This is a genomic window from Deinococcus detaillensis (assembly GCF_007280555.1).
In the GTDB taxonomy this organism is placed as follows: domain Bacteria; phylum Deinococcota; class Deinococci; order Deinococcales; family Deinococcaceae; genus Deinococcus; species Deinococcus detaillensis.
The window spans coordinates 69,064-85,805 of sequence record NZ_VKDB01000003.1; the positions used below are offsets into that span (position 1 = coordinate 69,064).

The window sequence follows — 16,742 nt, forward strand, 5'->3', positions numbered from 1 at the left end:
CAGACCAAAAAAGCCCGACCACAGCGGGCCGGACTTCTGGGTGGAAAAATGGTTTAGAAGCGGAACTTCAGGCCAGCGGCAATCGAGCTGATGTTGTCGTTGGTGCCGTCGAAGTAGTAGTGCTGACGGGCTTCGCCGAACAGAGCGATGCGGTCGATGATGCGGTAGTCGACGCCGACCATCAATTCGCCGAAGGTGGAGCCTTTGTTGGTGCTGTTAGTGGTCGCGGGACGGTCGAAGTTATAGCCGCCGCCCACGCCGAGGATGCCGTCAAAGCGTCCGGTGGTGCCCCGGTACGTGACCAAGCCCGAAGCGCTGTTGCCGGGGGTGCTGCCGCTGACTTTGATGTCGCCGGTCAAGCGGACGCCGAAGTTGCCGAACAGCGAGTCATTGCCGACCATCACGCGGGCCATCGTGCCGACGCTGTTTTGCAGCACGCCGTAGTACGAAGCGCCGATGTAATTGCCGTAGCGGAACGGCTCGGCGGGCGGTACGAAATCGCGGCCGGCAGCGCCTTGTGGGCCGACTTCGCCCTGAATGCCTTGTAGGCCGGCAGCGCCTGCTGGGCCAGCCGCGCCTTGTGCACCGGCAGCGCCATCAGCACCATCTGCGCCGTCGGCTCCATCAGCACCGGCAGCGCCGTCCGCGCCTGCTGGGCCAGCCACGCCTTGTGCGCCGTCGGCTCCGTTAGCGCCTGCTGGGCCAACTGCGCCTGCTGGGCCGGCTTCACCTTGTGGGCCTACCGCGCCTGCTTCACCGCTACCAGCAGCGGGCATGTTGTCCATGGCCGCTTGCAGCGCCGCAATCTGGCTTTGCAAATCGGCGATGGTCTGGTCTTGGGCGTCAACCCGCGCGGTCAGTTCTTTGAGACCGTCGAGGGCTTGCTGCACGCCCTGACGCAAAACGTCGAGCTGAGCAGGATCGAAAGTGGTCTGGTTCGCGGGCAACTGAGATAGCAAACGGGCCAGCACCTGCGCCACTTCTTGGCGGGTAATGGCACTACACCAATCGAAGCTGCCGTCGGGATAGCCGATGAACAGGCCCTTGGACGTGACCAGATCGATGGCTTGCTTGGCCCAGCCGCCTTCGGTGCAGGCAGGCATCGCCATGGCCGGTTTGGGCATGGGGGGCGCAGGCTTGACGGCGGGCATGACGGGCGCGGGCTTGACAGGAGTCACGATGGGTGCGGGGCCAGCGCCACCGGCCAAAGCTGAGCTGCCGATCATCAATGTGAGAGTGGTGCTCATCAATTTGTGCTTCATAGTTCCTCCAAGGTGAGAGTGGATCGGACAAGCCGGATGAACCGGCTACGCTGTTAGGGGTGCCACCTTACTCACATCTAGCGCCAATTGTGTCACATAATCCCGGCTGGGCATGACACTTGCCTAACTGAGTCTTTATGTATAGCACCCCAGAGCATTTGCCGCTGGGGGGGGTGGCAGCGGCCCGCCGGGAAGTCCGGCAGGGTTTTGCTCTTGCTCGCAGCGGCCTTAAGGTACTCTAAAGGCCAACTCGGCAAGATTTGGTTATCGACTCTTCCTGAAGATCTCCAGAGCGTGTTTTCACCTTGCTAGCTTCTTTAAGGTGTCTCATGAAATCTATGGCCACTATCGAACGCAAAGCAAACGCCCGCTGGACAGGCGACCTCCGAAACGGCAAAGGCACGCTCAGCAGCGGTAGCGGCGTCCTCCAAGAAACGCCCTACAGCTTTCACACCCGTTTTGAAGACGCTCCTGGCACCAACCCCGAAGAGCTCTTGGCGGCGGCCCACAGCGGCTGCTTTACCATGCAGCTCTCGGCCCTGCTCGCGGCTGATGGCCACCCGGCCCGCTTGCTGGCCACCGACGCCACCTGCGTGATGCAGCCCGACGGCGCAGGCTTTAAGATCACCAAAATGAAGCTGATGGTGCGCGGCTCGGTGGACGGCCTCGACCAAGCCGGCTTTGAAGCGCAGGTTGCCAAAGCCGCCGAGACGTGCCCGCTGAGCCAGATCATGAAAGGCAACGTGGAAATTGAGCACGAAGCGGTGCTGGAAAACTAGCTCCCCGCCCGTTTGGAAATTTGCCCTGGCCGAGTGCTGGGGCTTTTTTGTTGCGCCCGTGTCTGAGCCGGGTACAGGCCTTGATACCCTCAAGTCTTAACAAAGGGTGGACGCTTCCAACTTAAGGTTCTCTAGAATAAGCCGCATGACTCAGCCCCCTTCTACCAGTCCCCCACCTAGCATGACCGCCTCGGTGCAGCAGCCCGGCGAGTGGTACAAAAGCGCCGTCTTTTATGAACTCTCGGTTCGTACCTACGCTGACGGCGACGGCAACGGCAAAGGCGACTTTCCAGGCCTGACTGGCAAGCTCGATTACCTGCGCACGCTGGGCGTGGACTGCTTGTGGCTCCAGCCGTTTTATCCCAGCCCGCTGCGCGACGACGGCTACGACGTGGCCCACTACACCGACGTTCACCCGGATCTGGGCACTTTAGAGGACTTCAAGGTGTTTTTGCGCGAAGCCCACGCACGCGGCCTCAAAGTCGTGACGGATTTTGTCACCAACCACACCTCCGACCAGCATGCCTGGTTTCAGGCCGCCCGTAAAGGCCCGACCCTGCCCGACGGCTCGGAGAACCCGTATTACTCTTACTACGTCTGGAGCGACACCGGCACTGAGTACGCCGACGCCCGCATTATTTTCACCGACACCGAAACGAGCAACTGGACGTACGACGAGCAGGTCGGCAAGTTTTTCTGGCACCGTTTCTTCTCGCACCAGCCTGACCTCAACTTCGACAACCCTGAAGTCACCAATGAACTGCTGACCGCCGCCCGCTTCTGGCTGGAACTCGGCGTGGACGGCTTCCGGGTGGACGCCGTGCCGTATCTGGTGGAGCGGGAAGGCACCAACTGCGAGAACTTGCCTGAGACCCACGAGATTCTTAAGCGTCTGCGGCGGATGGTGGACAACGAGTATCCCGGCAGGCTGCTGCTGGCCGAGGCCAACCAGTGGCCCGAGGACGTGGTGGAATATTTCGGCACCGACGCCGATCCCGAGTTCCACATGTGCTTCAATTTCCCGGTGATGCCGAGGTTGTACATGAGCCTCAAGCGCGAGGACACCTCCAGCATCCGCGAGATCATGGACCGCCTGCCAGCCATTCCGGCGTTCGGGCAGTGGGCCACCTTCCTCAGAAACCACGACGAACTCACTCTGGAAATGGTCACCGACGACGAGCGGGCCTTCATGTACGCCGCTTACGCGCCCGATACCCGCATGAAGATCAACGTGGGTATTCGCCGCCGGTTGTCTTCGCTGCTCGACAATGACCGGCGCAAAATCGAGTTACTGACCACCGTGCTGCTGGCGTTGCCGGGCAGTCCCTTTCTGTATTACGGTGACGAGATCGGCATGGGCGACGACCTGTCGCAGGCCGACCGCAACGGCGTACGGACTCCAATGCAGTGGAATGCCGGAACCAGCGGCGGCTTTTCTACGGCTGCGCCCGCCGACTGCTTTTTCCCGCCGATTCAGGATTCGGTGTACGGCTTCCAGCGGGTCAACGTCGCCAGTCAGGAGCAAGACCCCAGCAGCCTCCTGAAGTGGCACTCGCGTCAGCTCGAACTGCGCCGCCGCCACCCGACGTTTGCGCACGGCGACTTGACCTTTGTCGACACCAACAACCCGGCGATCTTGGCGTTTGTCCGCCGCACCGAGGAAGAAACCCTGCTGATCGTCAGCAACTTCGCCGCCAACGCGCAGGCCGTCACGCTCGACCTGAGTGCTTACCGCAACCGTACGCCCGTAACGTTGGCCGGAGCCAGCCCTTTTCCCATAATCGGCGAGGAGCCGTACCCGATGACGCTGGGCAAATATGATTACTACTGGATGCGGCTGAATTAGGTTTGGGAAGTGGTAAGAGGGGCGAAAAGGATTGGCTTTTCCTTTTCGCCTCTCTTTTTTATTCCCTACAACTGTTTAAGGCAGCCGCTGGGCCAATTGGTCGAACACGAAGTTGGCGGCGTCGGCGCGGTGCGTGTACACCGACCACAAGCTGAAGTCTTGCTGCAACACCAAGTCCGGTGCGCCCTGTGCCTGAAGCACCCAGCGGGCACCGATGTTGGCCCAGGGCACCAGAGCGCCGGGGGCCTGCATCTGCGGTGAGATCCGGATTACGTTTGGGGCATTGACATCAGTGGTGAAACTGGCACCGGGGTAGTGCCGCTTGAGAGCGCCCTGCGAGTCGCGTGACATGGCTCCCAAAACTTCTTTGAGGTCGCTGCCGCCGATCAGTGAAGCGTTGCCCTGAATCACTGGCGGCAAAATGACGTAGGTGGCGTTTTGCAGCTTCTCGCGATTAAGCGGCCCCGCTGCCATGACTGGAGCAGGAATAGGGGCGGGCGGCGTCGGTGCCGGAACTGTCGTAGCGGCAGGGGCTGGTGGAGCAGCGGTGTCGGGAGCGGTTTGGGCGAGCGCTGCACCCATTAAGGCACAGCTCAGGGCGGCGGCACTGGTCAAACGCAGTGGGTTCAGGGGGAGGCGAGTCATGGCCTCACTGTGAGCCAAACAAGCTGATGAAAGGTGACCTGTCAGTGAGTTGAGGCGGCCCGGCACGTCAGCTCGCCTTCAGTTTGGCAAGCAAGTTCGCCGTTGGCCCTCATCTGGGCGGGTAGCATAGCGGAGTGAATGAGCTGCTCAGTACCATGCGCCGCCTACGTGCGCCCGGCGGTTGCCCCTGGGATCAGGAACAGACCCACCAGACCCTGCGCCCCTACCTGCTCGAAGAAGCTGCCGAAGCCGCCGACGCGATCTCGGCGGGCGATATGACCGAGTTACCGGCCGAACTCGGCGACGTGCTGCTGCAAGTGGCGTTTCACAGCGTGATTGCTGAGGAAGCGGGCACGTTTAGCTACCGAGACGTTGAACAGAGCATCGTAGACAAGCTGGTTCGGCGTCATCCGCACGTGTTCGGTGACGTTCAGGTGGCGGGAAGCGACGAGGTGATCCGCAACTGGCAGAGCATCAAAACGCAGGAGCGTGGCGGCCAGCCCCGCAGAGCCGCCGACCAGATTCCACGTGCGCTGGGAGCACTGGCACGGGAGCAGCAGGCCCAGAAGCTAAGTCAGGCGAACGCCAGTTCAACTTCTGCCATTGACGAAGCGCTCCAACAAGTCGCCTGCGACGAACAAAGCGCCGGGCAAGTGCTCGCTGCTGTGGTGGCGTGGGCGCGGGCGGGCGGGATTGACCCCGAAATTGCCCTGCGTGCCCGCACCGACGCTGCCCTGCGCGAATTGGACGCCGAGTGATAGGGGAGAAGTCTGAGCTTGACCCGTGGGCCGATTGGCAGCGTGAGCGTACCCGCCGCGCTCTGCATTTGCCGCACTACCGCGCCGCCGCCGTGCTGGTAGGCCTGACCCGCGAGGCCGATCCGAGGGTGCTGCTCACCGTCCGCAGCAGCGATCTTCCCACCCACCAGGGCCAGATCAGCTTTCCCGGCGGCAGCTTGGAAGCGGGCGAAACGGCCATGCAGGCGGCTTTGCGGGAAGCCTGGGAAGAAGTCGGCCTAGAACCTGAAACTGTGAGCGTGCTGGGCGAACTCGACGACGTGTTCACGCCAGCGGGTTTTCACGTCACGCCGGTGCTGGCCCGCTTGGAAGCCCTGCCGCGCCTCGCACCGAGCAGCGAAGTGGCGGCTATTTTGCTGCCGCCGCTGAGCGAGCTGCGTGCTTTGGAGCAGCCCGCCGAAGAACGAACCGGGCCAGACGGCCGCCGTTTTTTGCTGTACCGCTATCCCTGGCAGGGCCACGACATCTGGGGCATGACGGCGCGGGTGGTGCATGAACTGCTGGAAAGTGGCGTCCACTAAGGCCCCGCGCCGCTCTGTTCAGCGGGGCGTCAGCGCAAGATGGTGAGATTAGGCGGTCTGCTCCTCACCGCGCCGCTCTAAAATAACGCCAGTGCCCAGCTTTTTTGAACGTTTTTCCTGCACGCTGCCGCGCCTGACCGGCGTTGCCAGCTTCATTTGTGACCTGCCGTTCAGAGCGCTTCCCCTATACTTCCCGAGCGTTCATTTCACCCCAAGCCGCGCCGCCGCCCCCTTCATTCAAGTTCGTTCTTTGGTCTGTACGGCCAGTTTTCGAGGGATGCCATGAACCGATACGATGACCGAGCCAGACTGGTTTTTCACTACGCCCGCGAGGAAGGCAACCGCCTCGGCCACGCCATGGTTGGCCCCGAACATCTGCTGTTGGGCCTGATGCGCGAAGGCGGCACGGCGGCGCTGATCCTCGGCGAATTTGACGCCACCTTAGACGGTCTGCGCCGCAGGGTCGAAGAAATCATCGGGCGCGGCGAGGGCAACCGCCTTAACGACGCGCCCAGCATCACGCCGCGTGCCCGCCGGGTGATGGAACTCGCCAGCGCCGAGGCCCGCAGCCTGGGAGCGCAGGTCACGTCCACCGAGCATATTTTGCTGGGCATCATCCGCGAGGGTGACGGCGTGGCCTTCCGCATTTTGCAGGAACTCACCAAAGACGTGGACACCATCCGCTGGCGCATTCTGGCGCAGGGCGACGCGGCGGGCGGCAAGGCAGCCAAGCCGGTGGCTACGCCCTTCCTCGACGAATATGGCCGTGATTTGACCAAGCAGGCGCGTGAGGGCAAACTCGACCCGGTGATTGGCCGCGCTGATGAAATTCGCCGCGTGACCCAGATCCTGTCGCGCCGCACCAAGAACAATCCAGTTTTGATCGGTGATCCGGGCGTGGGCAAAACCGCCATCGTCGAAGGCTTGGCGCTGGCCATTCACGAAAAGCGCACCCCGCCCAACCTGCACGGCGTCCGGCTGGTCAGCTTAGACCTGTCGGGCGTGGTGGCCGGAACCAAATACCGGGGCGAATTCGAGGAGCGGCTGCGCCAGATCATTGAGGAACTCCGCAACGCCAAAGTCATGGCTTTCATTGACGAGCTGCACACCCTGGTCGGCGCGGGCGGCGCGGAAGGCACGCTAGACGCGGCCAACATCCTCAAGCCTGCCCTCTCACGCGGCGAGATTCAGGTGATCGGCGCGACCACCACGGGTGAGTATCACCGTTACATCGAAAAGGACGCAGCCCTGGAGCGCCGTTTCCAACCCGTCATCGTGCTGGAACCCAGCCCCGCTGAGACAGTTCAGATTTTGCGCGGTCTGCGTGCCCGCTACGAGGAGCATCACGGCGTCCAGATTCCTGACGCGGCCATTGATCTGGCCGTGCGTATCGGTGAACGCAGCTTGCCGGGCCGCAACTTTCCCGACAAGGCCATTGACCTGATCGACGAAGCCGCCAGCCGGGTGCGCCTGAACATGAGCCTCGGCATTCAAGTCGCCGAGAACGAGATGGGTGAGCCGATGGTGGCCCGTGAGGACATCGAGAGCGTCATCAACTCGATGGGCGGCATCTACTCCGAGGAGACGGCGGCCCAACTCGCCGACCTCGACGATCAGCTCGACTCGCAGGTGTACGGCCAGCCTGAGGCCATTAAAGCGCTCAGCAACGCCCTGCGCCGCGCCCGTGTGGGTCTGGGGGGCCGCACCCGCGTGGCGGCCAGCTTCCTGTTCGTGGGGCCGAGCGGCGTGGGCAAAACCCACCTCGCCAAAGCGCTGGCCCGTACCTTGTTCGGCTCTGAGCGGTCGCTGATCCGGGTGGACATGTCGGAATTTCAGGAAGCCCACAGCGTCAGCAAGCTGATCGGTTCGCCTCCCGGCTATGTGGGCTACGAGCAGGGTGGACGCCTGACCGAAGCGGTGCGCCGTCAGCCTTTTTCCGTCATTTTGCTCGACGAAATCGAAAAGGCCCACCCCGACATCTACAACACCTTTCTTCAGGTTCTCGACGATGGCCGCCTGACCGATGGACTGGGCCGCACGGTGGACTTCCGGCGCACCATCCTGATCATGACCAGCAACACCGGCTTCAACGTCAGCCCCACTGCCGGATTCAGTCCGGTCACGCCTGACAACAACACCCCGCTGCGCCATATGTTCACCCCCGAATTCTTAGACCGCCTCGACGAAGTGATTCGGTTCCGGCCTCTGGGCGAGGACGAACTGGTGCGGGTGTCGCAGCAACTGCTCGACGAGATGCGCGAGGAGTTGGCCAGCCGCGAACTCAGCGTGGAATTTGAAGCGGGTGTGGCGGCTTGGCTGGTCAGCAAACTTAAGGCCCGCAGTCCCAAGCACGCGGTGGGCAGCTCGCGGCAGCTCCGCACCCTGGTGCGCGAGGAGATCGAAGACCCGCTGGCGCTGGAACTGCTCTCGCACGGCGATGAGGAAGTGCGGGTCAAGATCGGCACCGAACACCTGACCTTCGAGCGCGGCAAGCAGGAGCAAACCCAGATTCTGGCCTGAGTGTTTTGAAAGTACAGGGAGTGGACCTTGAGGGGTCTGCTCCCTTTTTTTGGTGGGGGGGAGGGTCTAGAAATAAACGCATCCCCCCATTCAAACTTGATACGCTAAAAGATATGAGCCTCATTCTCGGCATTGACATCGGCGGCAGCGGGATCAAGGGCGCTCCTGTAGACACGGACACCGGCAAGCTCACGGCAGAGCGCCTGCGAATTGATACACCGGCCGGGGCCAAAGCACACGACGTCGCCGAGGTGGTGGCCGAATTGGTCAAGCATTTCGATCACACCGGGCCAGTTGGGGTGACGTTTCCCGGCGTGGTGCAGCACGGCCACACCATGAGCGCGGCCAATGTGGACAAAGGCTGGATTGGCCTCGACGCCGATGACCTGTTTACCAAAGCCACCGGCCAGCAAGTCACCCTCCTCAACGACGCTGACGCCGCCGGACTCGCTGAGACCCGCTTCGGCGCGGGCAAGGGCGAGGTCGGTTCGGTGATCTTGTTGACCTTCGGCACCGGTATTGGCAGCGCACTGATGTACGGCGGCGTGCTGGTGCCCAATACTGAACTCGGTCATTTGTGGCTCAACGTCGACAAGGCCGCCACCGAAGCCGAAGCCTGGGCCTCAGACCGCGCCCGCGAACAAGAAGATTTAGGCTGGAAAAGCTGGTCGAAGCGGGCCAACAAATACTTGCAGCATGTCGAGATGCTGTTTTCGCCGGATCTGTTTATTATCGGCGGCGGCATCAGCAAAAAGGCCGACAAATGGCAATCGAACATTGAGTGCAAAACCAAAGTGGTCACGGCCAGCTTGCAAAACGACGCGGGTATCGTGGGCGCGGCGCTGTACGCTTTGGAGCGGTAGAGGTTGGATGGCAAACATTTTTACGAGGCTGGATTGAAGCTGTTAATGCACTTTGTTTTTTGAATTTTTATCTAAGGTAAAGCCTTATCAGCCTCAGCCAGGAGAATAATGGCGCTGGCTATCGTATTGAGTGCATACCTTACATAATACTCAGGCACTTCTACGACTGATGAACCTTGGCCATGCCCGTCCATTTTGTTACGCGGCGTACCGACGGTTTCTAGAGTTAAGCGAACGCCGGTCAAGCTTCCGGTTTGCCAAGATGGGAGTAAGTGGTTATCCAATGCCACTTTCACGAGTTTGTTCGCCGTATCTTGAGGATCGTAGAGCCAGCCGCGTTTAGAGTAGACAGTAACCCAATGCGGTCAAGGCAACATAACCTCTGAAGCTGAAGGCTCCGATCAACGCTGGGGGTATTTGGTATCCACGCTTACAGGAGTAAGAAGCGTGTGAGAACGCAGTGCTTAGGTTTGAATGAACCGAGTTGGCAATCAACTCAGAGGAGCCTGACACATGCACGACACCATGCTGCACACCTATTGGAACACCCCGTATATCCTGTTCTCCGTGATCATCGCCGTGATCACCTCCGGCCTCGCTCTAGAACTCGCCCGCCGTTACGCCCGCGTCGGTGGAACTGTCGCTCCGGTCGTCCTCGGCGCGGTTCTCGGGTACGGCATCTGGGCCATGCACTTCGTGGGAATGCTCGCCATGCAACTCCCTGTCAACGTCGGGTACGGCCTGCCGCTCACGCTCATCTCTGGTGTCAGTGCCATCGGCTTCCTCGTCGCCGCGAGCGTCCTGCTGTTCAAAGGAACACCGACCATCCCGCGCATCCTTACCAGCGGGGCCATCGCCGGAAGCGGCATCGTCCTGATGCATTACATCGGCATGGCTGCGCTGCAACTCAACGCCACCCCACAGTACAACCCCCTTCTGGTCGGCCTGAGCGTACTGATTGCCGTGGGAGCGGCGATCGTCGCGTTCTACCTGTTCTCCCGCGTGATCGTCGCTGACCTCACCCGTACCGCCCGAATCAGTGTTCAGCTCGGTGCGTCTCTGGTCATGGGCGTTGCGATCGCCGGAATGCACTACACCGGCATGGCCGCTATCTCATACCTCCCGCAGCCGCTGAACACTACGCCCGTGAGCGGCGTCGACTTTGAGACCCTGTTCTACTTGGTACTCAGCCTGACCATGGTGGTGTTCGTGGCGATAGCGGCGTTTCTCTTCGTAGAAGCTGGCACCACCAAGACTTCCACTCCCACATCCCTCTAGGAAAGGGGGTAGGGTGTCGGGTTAGAAAAGTCCTGTAAGTGTTGACGCCGTTTCGGAGTGAGGTTGGAAGGGTGTACCCACCCCCTCCCCAAACTTTTTTTCACCCCCCATCCCCCTACGAAAGCGCCCCGCGTCTTCCCTTTACCGGGTGACGCGGGGCGCTCTGCTTTGCTCAGTTCAGTCTCAGCGGCACAAGCGAAGTGTAGGACGTGAGCAGCGTATCTAGCATGTCCTCCGCTTCGCCGTCTTCATACGGCTGGGTGACACCGGCAATGAGTGAGGACACAGCCCACCCCCGGCGTGCTGGCCCTACTTCGAGAGCGGCTATGTATCATGCCGACCCGCCAATGATCGGGAAGGCGCGGCGCATCGTCTGAACGTCCAAAGGATGAAAGGGAGCCGCCGCAAGTTGTAGGTGATGGGTGGCCCACAAGTTAGCGCGGGCGAAGGTGGCCCACGGACCGGCATCATGAGGCTCCAGAAAGCAGGCCAGCCCAGCAGCGGCGAAGGCCAGCACGTTCACCGTTTGCCGCTGGCCCTCATCAGTGACCGGCTGGGCCATGCAGACGTGGCCTTCATCTTGCGCGTGTACGCCCACCTTTATGACGACCAAAGAGAAGAGGCCGCATTTGATCTGAGTGACCTCTTTCCAGTGGCGGCGGGTGGGCCAAACCAAGTCTTTTTTGAGCTGGCAGTGACACAGTAGTGACAACCGCCGCGTTGGGAAGCATGACAGCAGAATAGAGAAACGGAAAAACACCGCCCTAAACGGTGTCTATCTGGTGGATCGTGTTGGAATCGAACCAACAACCCGCTGATTAAGAGTCAGCTGCTCTGCCAATTGAGCTAACGATCCGCGAAAGGCTGGAGGCCAAGCGAAGGGGAGTATAGGCACTCACGAGGGCGGTGTCAAGCGCGGCGCACCCCCGATTCGCAGGCCAGCCACTGCGCGGGCAAGTCGTGGGCCTCACGCGGCAGCGCAGGCAGCAGCAAGGCTCCCTGCACCACACCCACCGTTCGCACCGCCCAGCCGCAGAGCAGCCGATCATAAAAGCCGCCGCCGTAGCCGAGGCGCACGCCGGATGTATCAAAGGCCAGCCCCGGCAGCAGCACGGTATTGATGCTGGCCCGGTTCACTTCCGGCGTGCCCAGCGGCGGCTCGAGCGCCCCAAAACGGCTCAGTTCTATGGCAGTCTCCCAAGCGTGTAAGGTCAGGCGCGGCACGGGCCGGAAGTGGGCACGCGGCGCGAGCAAGGTAAACTGACCACTCAGCGCCGACACGTCTACCTCGCCCGGCAAAGCCCGGTAAGCCAGCACCACCGACGCGCCCTCGGCCTCCAAGAAAGTTCGCAACTGCTCCACAATTTGCGCCGACACGTCCGGCAAGGTTGCCCGCCGCGCCCGCGCCCACGTGCGCCACTCGGCTTTGGAGTCGCTGGGAAGCGGCGGGTTGAGGTTCATTCGGCAGAGCTTAGCACTTGGCTATGGGCCTCCGGTTCTGGCTAGACTCAGCAGATGCCGCCCACCGACACCCGCGCCTTTTTAGAGCGCCGCAACGCTTTGTGGCTTACCTTGCGTCAGCACAGCCCAGACGGGTTCAACACAGATGAGGTGAACGCCGATACCCAAGTCTTCGAGCAAGCCCTCACCGAACTCTCCGAGCTGATCGGTTGGAACCGCCCCCGCATTCTGGCGGGTTTGGGAATAAGTTCAGCCGAGGACGCCGCCGAGCAGCCATGAGCGAAGTCGAGCCGTTCGATTGGGCGCGGCTCTTTTTGGGCGACGCGCCGCCGCTGTTTTACGTCGAAATTGTCGTCCGCACCCTGATTATTTTCATCTGGCTGATTGTGCTGCTGCGCTCCTCCGGGCGGCGCAGCCTCGCGCAGCTCAGCGCCATCGAATTCGCCATCGTTATCGCGCTCGGCTCGGCGGTGGGCGACCCGATGTTTTACCCCGAAGTGCCGCTGCTTCACGCCATGCTGGTGATGGCCCTGGTGGTGGGACTCCAGCAAGGCCTGGCGTGGCTGATTCGCCGCCGCGAAACCATCGAAACGCTCATAGAAGGTCGGCCCAGCGAATTGGTGCGCGGCGGCGTCCTGCAACTCGCTGAGCTCGAACACGCCAAACTCAGCCGCGAAGACGTGTGCGAAACCCTGCGCAACCAGAGCGTGCGCCAGCTCGGCGAAGTCCAGCGGGCCTACTTCGAACAAAACGGCCAGTTCAGCTTGTTCGTCCATCCATCAGGCCAAGCGCCGCCGGGATTGCCGATTGTGCCGCCCTGGGATTTGCAAAAGCCGGCAGAGGTGCTGGGCGGAGAAGCGCACGCTGGCCCGGTGGCTTGTCTGAGTTGTGGGAGCGTCAGCCGGGGCGGCGTGGTGCCGGGTCACTGCCCAGTGTGCGGTAAAGCGCAGGGCTTCACACCTGCGGTGATTGACCCGCTGGCCGCCGAGGAAACAGGGGCGGTTTAGTCCCTTTCGGTGTGCTTACGGCTGCTCGTCCGCCGTGATGGTGCGCGGCCCCAGCTTGAGGCTTAAGTCAGGAATCGCTTTGCCGTCGCGCACCACGCTGAGCTTGATGGTGTCGCCGACTTTGCGTGCCCGCACGGCGCTGAGCAGCTCATCAAAGTTGCGAATCCGCACCCCGTTGATGGCGGTGATCACGTCGCCGCTGAGCTTAGTCGGCGTGCCGTATTCGTCGCTGGTCAGCGGCTTGATCGGCTTGAGACCGATTTGCTCGGCGGGGCTGCCCTTGGTCACCGACGTGAATATCGCTCCCGGCAATTTGCCCAGTCCCAGCGGCTCAAAATACTCGTCGGCAATATCGCCAAATGAAAGGAGACCAATCACCGGCGCGTCCACTTTGACGCCGCTCCGCAGTTCGCTCAGCAGCGGGCTGGCTTTGGTCACCGGCACCGCGTAAGACGACTGGGTGACAATCCCAAACGGCGTGGCGCGGGCGCTGATGTAACTGACGATGCCCATCACTTCGCCCTGAGCGTTCAAAATCGGCCCGCCGCTGTCACCCGGCACCAGTGGGGCGGTCAGTTCAAGCGTGCCGGAAGGAAAACTGGCGCGGCTGGCGGCCACGTCAAGCGCGGTGAGCCGACCCGTTTTGGACACCAGAAACTCGCCGCCCCCGTTGCCAATTGCCAGCGCACTCTGGCCAACTTTGGGCATGTCGGCGGCGATCGGCAACACCGCGAGCGTGCGGCCCGCCGGAACGTTGATTTTGAGCAGGGCCACGTCGTGTGCGTCGTCGTAAGCAAGTACCGTCGCCGGGTAACGGGTTTTGTCGGCAGTCACCGCCACCAGATTCTTGGCTCCGAACACTACGTGGTAAGCCGTCAGCGCCAGCGTGCCGTTTTTGCCCGACTCGATCACAAAGCCGCTGCCCAGCCCGTCGGGTTCGCCGTCGGGGGCCACGCAACTGCCTTTGACCGGGCACTGCTCTAAGCGCAGGCTGCCGGGGCGCGACTTGGTGAAGATGCTCCTCAGGCTCTTGGCCTCGCCAGCACTTAGCGGCTTGGGCGCGAGCGGTGAATTTTGCAAGAGGCCACTGCTCCCACCAGAGATGCCCGCCGGAGGGTTTGGCAAGGTGGGCATGGCGCTTTGGGCGGCGGCAATGCCGACTGCTCCCAAACTGAGGCCGAGAAGCAAGGCGGCGAGGTGGCGGGCCGGGCGCGGGCGAGATTTTGAGGGCAACATGCTCTACTCTGCACCGTCTGGCGGTGAGAAATCGGCGCAAGTCTGACATTGCGGCCGGGACGCCTCTCAACTTGGGGTGCTGGCTGACTCTTTCCGGCGCAGCGCTGTTTTGGCCTACTCTAGAGGCCATGAATGAACCTTCTGCGCCCGCTTTGCCTCAGACCGCCACCGACCTGACCAGCGTATTTGTCTACGGCACCCTGATGCCCGGCGAGCGCTGGGAAGAAGTGGCCCGGCGCGGCGGCAGTTACCACGCCGAACCCGCTCAGCTCAGCGGCGTGGTGTTGGCTGACCTGCGGCCCGAAGGCTATCCGGCGCTGTTTGCGGACGAAGGAGCCAGCGTTCCGGTATCGGGCTGGCTGTATACCTACGACGCCCAGAGCTGGGTGAGTGTCCTGCCTTTTCTGGATGATCTAGAAGGGCTGCACCTCACGCCGCCGCTCTATCACCGCGTTCAAGTCACCGCTCAGACCCAGCAGGGGCCGCACCAAACTTGGGTGTATTTGTATGCCCGCCCTGCCCGCAGGGACGCCGCCGGCTTTTTCCCCGTCGCCTCGGGCCGCTGGTCGGATGTACCGGAGCGCCACTCCGAAGGGCCGCGCCAGACTTGGGAGGAGTAGGGGAAAGTGGTCTGCTGAAACGAAGAGCTGCGCCGAGCGGCTCACAAAACCGAGTCTTGCTGGCGCGTTGACTCAAAAAAAGGGAAAGAGCGTGTAGGCCGCGCTCTTCCCCTTTTAATTTCTGAGATTCTCAGTTCTCAGTTCCGCTTTGCCTTTCCTCACCTTCGGGCGACTCCTTTTCCTTGCTCCGGCCCGCTTTCTTGACACTCTGTACCAGCAGGTATTCAATTTGGGCGTTGACACTCCGCAGGTCGTCGGTGGCCCAGCGCTCCAGCGCGGCGTAAAGATCGGGGCTGATTCTCAGGGCAAAATGCTTGCGGGTCATGCTCGGCGGGCCACTGCTTAGTAGAGGCTTCCGGCGTTGACCACCGGCTGCGTGCCGCGCTCACTGGTCAGCACCACCAGCAAGTTGCTGACCATCTGGGCCTTGCGCTCCTCGTCGAGCTGCACGATGTTTTGCTCGGAGAGCTGCTTGAGGGCCATCTCGACCATGCCCACCGCGCCGGCCACGATTTGAGAGCGGGCGGCGATGATGGCGCTGGCCTGCTGGCGCTGCAACATCGCTCCGGCAATTTCCGGCGAGTAAGCCAGGTGCGACAGGCGGGCTTCCAAGACTTCCACTCCGGCGTGGCGCAAGCGGGTGGTCAGCTCGCGGCCCAGCGCCTCGGCCACCTCGTCGGCGTTGCCGCGCAGGCTCATGCCAGTTTCTTCGTAGTTGTCGTAGGGATACTGCGAGGCGAGGTGACGCAGGGCGGTTTCGGCCTGAATCTCCACGAAGCCCACGTAATCTTCCACGTCAAACAGCGCCCGCGCCGTGTCCACCACCCGCCAGACGATCACGGCGGCGATTTCAATCGGATTGCCCATCAAGTCGTTGACCTTGAGGCGCTCGGAATTGAAATTGCGAATCCGCAGCGATACCCGCTTGCGAACCGTGAAGGGATTGGTCCAGTAAAAGCCGTTGCGCCGCTCGGTACCGACGTAGCGGCCGAACAGGGTCAGCACGCTGGCCTGATTGGGCTGCACGATAAAAAAGCCGATCAAGCCGAAAAAGGCCAGCGCCGCCAGCACGAAGCCCAGCAGCGAAAGCGCCCCGCCGCCAAATAGCAGTGTGCCCAGCGCTGCCGCGACCACCACCAGCCACAGCAGCACGGCGGGCACTCCCGGCAAGCCGAAGGCGCGGCGCTCCACGCTGGCCACGCCACTGTCCGGCGACACGCCCCGGCCTGAAGTCTGCGGTACTTTGTCCATTTCGCTCATCTCATCAGCTCCTTTTGACGGCCCACTCTGGTTGGTTTATCCATAAGCGTCCTATCAAATCTACATTGAAATGATATCACATGTGTCGGAATTACGATAGAGCAGAGACAGCGAAAAGGGAAGAGAGCATCTCGGCTCCCTCCCCATACGCTAAATTCGTTTACAGCGTCGGCGTGCTGATACCTTCCAGCGCATTCTGGTCGGCGTTTCCAGTGGTGCGGTTGCTCAGGTCGCTGAGGCTGACGATGCCCACGATATGGCCGTTCTCAGTGACGGGCAGGCGGCGAATTTGGCGCTCGCCCATTTGTGCGGCGGCGTCGGCGATCTCGGTTTCGACGTCGAGGCTAAAGGGGTCGGCGGTGGCGTGGTCAACTGCTAGGCTGCCTGCGTCGCGGCCAAACGCCACCGCCCGCACCACGATGTCGCGGTCGGTCAAGATGCCGACCAGCTTGTCGCCGTCCATAAACAGCACGTTGCCGATGTCGTTGTCGGCCATCAGCGCAGCGACTTCTTTGAGGCTGGCGTCTTTGCTGGCGGTCACCAAATCACGGGTCATGATGGTTCTTAAAGGGGCCATGACCCCAATGTAAGGGCAGAGCAGATGGGTGAGATTGGACACAGATGAAGAAGGGTACGGGGAGAAGGCT

General features: G+C 61.8%; 18 protein-coding genes, 1 tRNA gene and 1 pseudogene. 11 read left to right on the plus strand and 9 right to left on the minus strand.

Annotated features, from left to right (window positions below; translation table 11 throughout):
- Nucleotides 1–53 precede the first annotated feature (53 nt).
- The gene (locus FNU79_RS04370; RefSeq protein WP_143719687.1) at nucleotides 54–1,262 is read right to left on the minus strand and encodes a coiled-coil domain-containing protein; all 1,209 of its coding nucleotides are present in this window, start codon (nucleotides 1,260–1,262) and stop codon (nucleotides 54–56) included.
- Between the two features lie 338 nt (nucleotides 1,263–1,600).
- Here FNU79_RS04370 and FNU79_RS04375 point away from each other — a divergent pair, with 338 nt between their 5' ends.
- Together FNU79_RS04375 and treS are read left to right on the plus strand one after the other, a co-directional pair.
- Nucleotides 1,601–2,041: an OsmC family protein gene (locus tag FNU79_RS04375; protein WP_143719688.1), complete on the plus strand. Its 441-nt coding sequence runs from the start codon at nucleotides 1,601–1,603 to the stop codon at nucleotides 2,039–2,041.
- Nucleotides 2,042–2,222: 181 nt separating this feature from the next.
- Nucleotides 2,223–3,887, plus strand: coding sequence for a maltose alpha-D-glucosyltransferase (gene treS, locus FNU79_RS04380; RefSeq protein ID WP_143719905.1), 1,665 nt, complete (start codon nucleotides 2,223–2,225; stop codon nucleotides 3,885–3,887).
- 75 nt (nucleotides 3,888–3,962) lie between these two features.
- Here the strand turns inward: treS and FNU79_RS04385 are convergent, their stop codons facing one another.
- Nucleotides 3,963–4,532: a hypothetical protein gene (locus FNU79_RS04385; protein WP_143719689.1), complete on the minus strand. Its 570-nt coding sequence runs from the start codon at nucleotides 4,530–4,532 to the stop codon at nucleotides 3,963–3,965.
- A gap of 134 nt (nucleotides 4,533–4,666) precedes the next feature.
- On the opposite strand from FNU79_RS04385, the gene FNU79_RS04390 reads away from it, so the two are divergent.
- From FNU79_RS04390 to ppgK, 4 genes are all read left to right on the plus strand, one after another.
- The gene (locus FNU79_RS04390) at nucleotides 4,667–5,290 is read left to right on the plus strand and encodes a MazG family protein (protein ID WP_143719690.1); all 624 of its coding nucleotides are present in this window, start codon (nucleotides 4,667–4,669) and stop codon (nucleotides 5,288–5,290) included.
- Nucleotides 5,287–5,850, plus strand: a complete 564-nt coding sequence (locus tag FNU79_RS04395; protein ID WP_225429882.1) for an NUDIX hydrolase — start codon at nucleotides 5,287–5,289, stop codon at nucleotides 5,848–5,850. Before FNU79_RS04390 ends, FNU79_RS04395 begins: the two co-directional genes overlap by 4 nt.
- A gap of 282 nt (nucleotides 5,851–6,132) precedes the next feature.
- Nucleotides 6,133–8,370, plus strand: coding sequence for an ATP-dependent Clp protease ATP-binding subunit (locus FNU79_RS04400; protein WP_143719692.1), 2,238 nt, complete (start codon nucleotides 6,133–6,135; stop codon nucleotides 8,368–8,370).
- Between the two features lie 113 nt (nucleotides 8,371–8,483).
- Nucleotides 8,484–9,233, plus strand: coding sequence for a polyphosphate--glucose phosphotransferase (gene ppgK, locus FNU79_RS04405; protein ID WP_143719693.1), 750 nt, complete (start codon nucleotides 8,484–8,486; stop codon nucleotides 9,231–9,233).
- A 71-nt stretch (nucleotides 9,234–9,304) separates the two neighbouring features.
- On the opposite strand, the pseudogene FNU79_RS19760 reads toward ppgK, so the two are convergent.
- A pseudogene (locus FNU79_RS19760) lies at nucleotides 9,305–9,571 on the minus strand (DUF7014 domain-containing protein); the annotation flags it as partial.
- 175 nt (nucleotides 9,572–9,746) lie between these two features.
- On the opposite strand from FNU79_RS19760, the gene FNU79_RS04410 reads away from it, so the two are divergent.
- Both FNU79_RS04410 and FNU79_RS04415 read left to right on the plus strand, forming a co-directional pair.
- The gene (locus FNU79_RS04410; RefSeq protein ID WP_124872147.1) at nucleotides 9,747–10,511 is read left to right on the plus strand and encodes an MHYT domain-containing protein; all 765 of its coding nucleotides are present in this window, start codon (nucleotides 9,747–9,749) and stop codon (nucleotides 10,509–10,511) included.
- 469 nt (nucleotides 10,512–10,980) lie between these two features.
- Nucleotides 10,981–11,217 (plus strand): hypothetical protein, encoded by a 237-nt coding sequence (locus FNU79_RS04415; protein WP_143719694.1) that lies wholly within the window; start codon nucleotides 10,981–10,983, stop codon nucleotides 11,215–11,217.
- A 74-nt stretch (nucleotides 11,218–11,291) separates the two neighbouring features.
- Here the strand turns inward: FNU79_RS04415 and FNU79_RS04420 are convergent.
- A tRNA-Lys gene (locus tag FNU79_RS04420) sits at nucleotides 11,292–11,367 on the minus strand.
- Between the two features lie 53 nt (nucleotides 11,368–11,420).
- Entirely contained in the window at nucleotides 11,421–11,972 is a 552-nt protein-coding gene (locus FNU79_RS04425; RefSeq protein ID WP_143719695.1) for a 5-formyltetrahydrofolate cyclo-ligase, read from the minus strand.
- A gap of 54 nt (nucleotides 11,973–12,026) precedes the next feature.
- Between FNU79_RS04425 and FNU79_RS04430 the strand changes: the two genes are divergently transcribed.
- Complete coding sequence (locus tag FNU79_RS04430; protein ID WP_143719696.1) at nucleotides 12,027–12,251, plus strand: hypothetical protein; 225 nt, start codon at nucleotides 12,027–12,029, stop codon at nucleotides 12,249–12,251.
- Nucleotides 12,248–12,979 carry a YetF domain-containing protein gene (locus FNU79_RS04435; protein ID WP_143719697.1) on the plus strand — a complete coding sequence of 244 codons (732 nt, stop codon included), beginning with the start codon at nucleotides 12,248–12,250 and terminating at the stop codon, nucleotides 12,977–12,979. Before FNU79_RS04430 ends, FNU79_RS04435 begins: the two co-directional genes overlap by 4 nt.
- A gap of 15 nt (nucleotides 12,980–12,994) precedes the next feature.
- Here FNU79_RS04435 and FNU79_RS04440 read toward each other — a convergent pair whose 3' ends face one another.
- The gene (locus FNU79_RS04440) at nucleotides 12,995–14,215 is read right to left on the minus strand and encodes a S1C family serine protease (protein ID WP_143719698.1); all 1,221 of its coding nucleotides are present in this window, start codon (nucleotides 14,213–14,215) and stop codon (nucleotides 12,995–12,997) included.
- Between the two features lie 128 nt (nucleotides 14,216–14,343).
- Here FNU79_RS04440 and FNU79_RS04445 point away from each other — a divergent pair, with 128 nt between their 5' ends.
- Nucleotides 14,344–14,835 carry a gamma-glutamylcyclotransferase family protein gene (locus tag FNU79_RS04445; RefSeq protein WP_143719699.1) on the plus strand — a complete coding sequence of 164 codons (492 nt, stop codon included), beginning with the start codon at nucleotides 14,344–14,346 and terminating at the stop codon, nucleotides 14,833–14,835.
- A 130-nt stretch (nucleotides 14,836–14,965) separates the two neighbouring features.
- Here FNU79_RS04445 and FNU79_RS04450 read toward each other — a convergent pair whose 3' ends face one another.
- From FNU79_RS04450 to FNU79_RS04460, 3 genes are all read right to left on the minus strand, one after another.
- Nucleotides 14,966–15,160: a hypothetical protein gene (locus tag FNU79_RS04450; RefSeq protein WP_143719700.1), complete on the minus strand. Its 195-nt coding sequence runs from the start codon at nucleotides 15,158–15,160 to the stop codon at nucleotides 14,966–14,968.
- A 17-nt stretch (nucleotides 15,161–15,177) separates the two neighbouring features.
- Nucleotides 15,178–16,095 (minus strand): SPFH domain-containing protein, encoded by a 918-nt coding sequence (locus tag FNU79_RS04455; RefSeq protein ID WP_143719701.1) that lies wholly within the window; start codon nucleotides 16,093–16,095, stop codon nucleotides 15,178–15,180.
- 160 nt (nucleotides 16,096–16,255) lie between these two features.
- Nucleotides 16,256–16,672 carry a CBS domain-containing protein gene (locus FNU79_RS04460; protein WP_143719702.1) on the minus strand — a complete coding sequence of 139 codons (417 nt, stop codon included), beginning with the start codon at nucleotides 16,670–16,672 and terminating at the stop codon, nucleotides 16,256–16,258.
- Between the last annotated feature and the right edge of the window lie 70 nt (nucleotides 16,673–16,742).

Coding starts and splice junctions, on each gene's coding strand:
- FNU79_RS04460 (WP_143719702.1), bottom strand. CDS start 16,672: ATGGCCCCTTTAAGAACCATCATGACCCGTGATTTGGTGACCGCCAGC.
- FNU79_RS04385 (WP_143719689.1), bottom strand. CDS start 4,532: ATGACTCGCCTCCCCCTGAACCCACTGCGTTTGACCAGTGCCGCCGCC.
- FNU79_RS04415 (WP_143719694.1), top strand. CDS start 10,981: ATGAGGCTCCAGAAAGCAGGCCAGCCCAGCAGCGGCGAAGGCCAGCAC.
- FNU79_RS04450 (WP_143719700.1), bottom strand. CDS start 15,160: ATGACCCGCAAGCATTTTGCCCTGAGAATCAGCCCCGATCTTTACGCC.
- treS (WP_143719905.1), top strand. CDS start 2,223: ATGACCGCCTCGGTGCAGCAGCCCGGCGAGTGGTACAAAAGCGCCGTC.
- FNU79_RS04435 (WP_143719697.1), top strand. CDS start 12,248: ATGAGCGAAGTCGAGCCGTTCGATTGGGCGCGGCTCTTTTTGGGCGAC.
- FNU79_RS04455 (WP_143719701.1), bottom strand. CDS start 16,095: ATGAGCGAAATGGACAAAGTACCGCAGACTTCAGGCCGGGGCGTGTCG.
- FNU79_RS04440 (WP_143719698.1), bottom strand. CDS start 14,215: ATGTTGCCCTCAAAATCTCGCCCGCGCCCGGCCCGCCACCTCGCCGCC.
- FNU79_RS04370 (WP_143719687.1), bottom strand. CDS start 1,262: ATGAAGCACAAATTGATGAGCACCACTCTCACATTGATGATCGGCAGC.
- FNU79_RS04375 (WP_143719688.1), top strand. CDS start 1,601: ATGGCCACTATCGAACGCAAAGCAAACGCCCGCTGGACAGGCGACCTC.
- FNU79_RS04425 (WP_143719695.1), bottom strand. CDS start 11,972: ATGAACCTCAACCCGCCGCTTCCCAGCGACTCCAAAGCCGAGTGGCGC.
- FNU79_RS04400 (WP_143719692.1), top strand. CDS start 6,133: ATGAACCGATACGATGACCGAGCCAGACTGGTTTTTCACTACGCCCGC.
- ppgK (WP_143719693.1), top strand. CDS start 8,484: ATGAGCCTCATTCTCGGCATTGACATCGGCGGCAGCGGGATCAAGGGC.
- FNU79_RS04430 (WP_143719696.1), top strand. CDS start 12,027: ATGCCGCCCACCGACACCCGCGCCTTTTTAGAGCGCCGCAACGCTTTG.
- FNU79_RS04410 (WP_124872147.1), top strand. CDS start 9,747: ATGCACGACACCATGCTGCACACCTATTGGAACACCCCGTATATCCTG.
- FNU79_RS04445 (WP_143719699.1), top strand. CDS start 14,344: ATGAATGAACCTTCTGCGCCCGCTTTGCCTCAGACCGCCACCGACCTG.